Genomic DNA, 2,950 nt, shown 5'->3' with positions numbered 1-2,950 from the left:
CATCAATGACCAACTGCACGTCGCGCGGAGACGCGCCGGTTTCATCGAAGAGGGAAATGCGTTCCTTCTGAATGGAAAAACCGGTGACTTCGTCGACTGCCGCCGTCGCGGATTCCTGCGCGATGGAAGCGATTTGGGCGCCATGATAATCGAGCCAAATTACCCGGTGGTTGCCCATGGGTTCGACGAGCGACACCGTGCCCCTGTGTTCGAACACCGGATCGATCAAAACGTCCTCTGGTCGCACGCCGAGCACACACGACTGATTTTCGCGCGGCGTTTTGACGAAGGGGTACGACGACACGTCCACGTCCATGTGATCGTTCTGGAACTGGATGCCGCCGGCGTCGAAGTGAAGCGCGCCCTTGAGCAAGTTCATGCCCGGCGAGCCGAGGAAGGTCGCGACAAACAGGTTGTTCGGGCGCGCGTAGACTTCCGCGGGCGTGCCGATCTGCTGGATCACGCCGCCGCGCATCACGGCCATGCGGGTCGCAAGCGTCATGGCTTCGACCTGATCGTGCGTGACGTAGATCATCGTGGCGCCAAGACGCTTGTGCAGTTGCTTGAGCTCGCGCCTGAGTTCGGTGCGCAATTTGGCGTCGAGATTCGAGAGCGGTTCGTCGAAAAGAAACACATCTGCTTCACGCACGATCGCACGTCCGATCGCGACGCGTTGACGCTGACCGCCGGACAATTGAGCCGGCCTTCGCTTCAATAACGGACCAAGCTGCAGCATCTCCGAAGCACGCGAGACGCGCCGTTCGATTTCAGCTTTTGGCGTCCCTGCGATCCGCAAACCGAACGACAAGTTGCGCTCCACGTTCATGGTCGGATAAAGCGCATACGACTGGAAAACAAGGGCGATACGACGATCCTTCGGGTCGGCCCAGGTCATATCCTGGCCACCGATTTCAATGCTGCCGCCGCTGACATCGATCAAGCCAGCAATGCTGTGAAGCAAGGTCGACTTGCCGCAACCCGACGGCCCGAGCAGCACCAGGAATTCGCCTGGCTCGACCTCCAGATCCAGTGATTCGATGATCGTATTGGCCCCGAGCTGGATCTCCAGATCGCGGATGGAGACATTCGATTTTCCTGCAGACATGACTGTAGACATAGATCGTCCTGGACTAACCCTTGACCGCACCGGAAGCAATGCCGCGGACGAACCAGCGACCCGAGACGAAGTAGATGGCAAGCGGCACCATGGACGTGAGAATGGTCGCTGCCATGTTGACGTTGTAGAGGCGCTCGCCGGTCGTGGTGTTGATGATGTTATTGAGCTGCACGGTCATAGGCAGGTTCTTCGTTCCCGCGAAGACGAGTCCCAGGATGAAGTCGTTCCAGATGCCCGTGACCTGCATGATGACCGCGACCACGATGATCGGCGTGGACATGGGCACCATCAGTTGCAGGAAGATGCGCCAGAAACCGCCGCCATCCACGCGCGCCGCCTGGAACAATTCGTGAGGCAAGGCCGCGTAGTAATTGCGGAATAGCAGCGTCATGACGGGCATGCCGAAGATCGTATGAATCAGCACGATACCCGGCAACGAGCTGAACAGATGCACGGTTGCCAGCACGCGTACCAGCGGATAAACCATCACTTGCACAGGAATGAACGCGCCCATCAGGAGGATCGCGAACAAGGTGCTTGCGCCGCGCGGCTTCCAGAATGAGAGCGCATAGCCGTTTACTGCGCCCACGAGAATGGACAGGATCGTACTGGGCACAACAATGCGAACCGAGTTCCAGAAGCCGACCTGAATACCCTGGCAATCAAGACCGGTACATGCGGACTGCCATGCTTCGCGCCATGCATCGAGCGTGAAGCGAACCGGGAATGCAAGGATGTTGCCCATGCGAATTTCGGCCATCGGCTTGACCGATGTCACGAGCATCACGTACAAAGGCAGCAGGAAAAACAACGCCGACGTCAGCAGGAACGCGTACACGCCAAGCCGCGCCGGAGAGAAACGCGGCTTGCGTCGAAGAGGCGGACGTAGTGTATTCATCGTGCATCCCTCAGCCGCAACGCGCGGCTGCGAACGTAGAAAACAGGCGCGAGAATCGCGAGTACGGTCACCAGCAAAACGATCGACGCCGCCGACGCAAGGCCCAGGTTCGCCCGTCCGAACAGATAGTCCATGATGAACTTCGCGGGCACTTCGCTCGCGGTGCCGGGACCGCCTTGCGTCATGGCGACGACTGCATCGTAGAGCTTGATCACCATCACGAACAGCAGGATGAACGCGGTCGAAATGGACGCGCCGAGCATCGGGATCACAATGCTCACATAGACGCGCCAACGCGGAATGCCGTCGATACGCGCGGCCTTCCAGATCTCTTCATCTATGCCGCGCAGTCCCGCAAGCAGCAATGCCATCACCAGGCCCGAGGCCTGCCATACGGTCGCGATCACGAGCGTATAGACGACCTTGTCCTGGTCGACGATCCAGTCAAAGCGCGCATGCGTGAAACCGAGCCGGTGCAGCACTTCCTGGATCCCGAGTTGCGGATTCAGGATCCATTGCCAGACAAGACCGGTCGCCACGAACGACATGGCATACGGATACAGGAACACCGTACGCAACGCGCCTTCGCCCACCACCTTCTGATCGATGAACACAGCCAGCAGCAACCCGATCGCAAGACACACGACGATAAACAACACGCCATAGATCACGATGTTCTGCAGCGACAGCATCCACCGGTCGTTGTTGAACAGACGCACATACTGCGAGACGCCCGCGAAGTTCGAGGACGCGAACGTACGCGAGTTCGTGAAGGACGTACGCAAGCTCCACAACATCGTGCCGAGGTACGCAAACACGACGGTCAACGCAAGCGGCACCAGCGCAATGTACGCAGCCAGGGGAAACCGCTTCCTCAGCGGTTTCTTCTTCGCGTGCCTCGCGGCAGGTTGCAGGGCTTTGTCGGCGGGCGTCAC

The 2,950-nt window shown here is 59.1% G+C and carries 3 protein-coding genes; all 3 read right to left on the bottom strand.

What is annotated here, in order from left to right:
* A partial coding sequence (locus ACFFAR_RS29660) for an ABC transporter ATP-binding protein (RefSeq protein WP_375509060.1) occupies positions 1–1,117 on the bottom strand: 1,117 nt, incomplete at its 3' end.
* 13 nt (positions 1,118–1,130) lie between these two features.
* Positions 1,131–2,015: a carbohydrate ABC transporter permease gene (locus ACFFAR_RS29655; protein WP_062170765.1), complete on the bottom strand. Its 885-nt coding sequence runs from the start codon at positions 2,013–2,015 to the stop codon at positions 1,131–1,133.
* Complete coding sequence (locus ACFFAR_RS29650; RefSeq protein ID WP_174365241.1) at positions 2,012–2,950, bottom strand: ABC transporter permease subunit; 939 nt, start codon at positions 2,948–2,950, stop codon at positions 2,012–2,014. The genes ACFFAR_RS29655 and ACFFAR_RS29650 overlap by 4 nt, the downstream gene beginning before the upstream one ends.

The sequence above is a fragment of the uncultured Caballeronia sp. genome (assembly GCF_964243625.1).
In the GTDB taxonomy this organism is placed as follows: domain Bacteria; phylum Pseudomonadota; class Gammaproteobacteria; order Burkholderiales; family Burkholderiaceae; genus Caballeronia.
This window is presented reverse-complemented; position numbering and strand designations above follow the sequence as displayed.

What these genes read in the sequence shown, in the direction of transcription:
- ACFFAR_RS29655 (WP_062170765.1), bottom strand. Translation starts at nt 2,015, where the DNA reads ATGAATACACTACGTCCGCCTCTTCGACGCAAGCCGCGTTTCTCTCCG.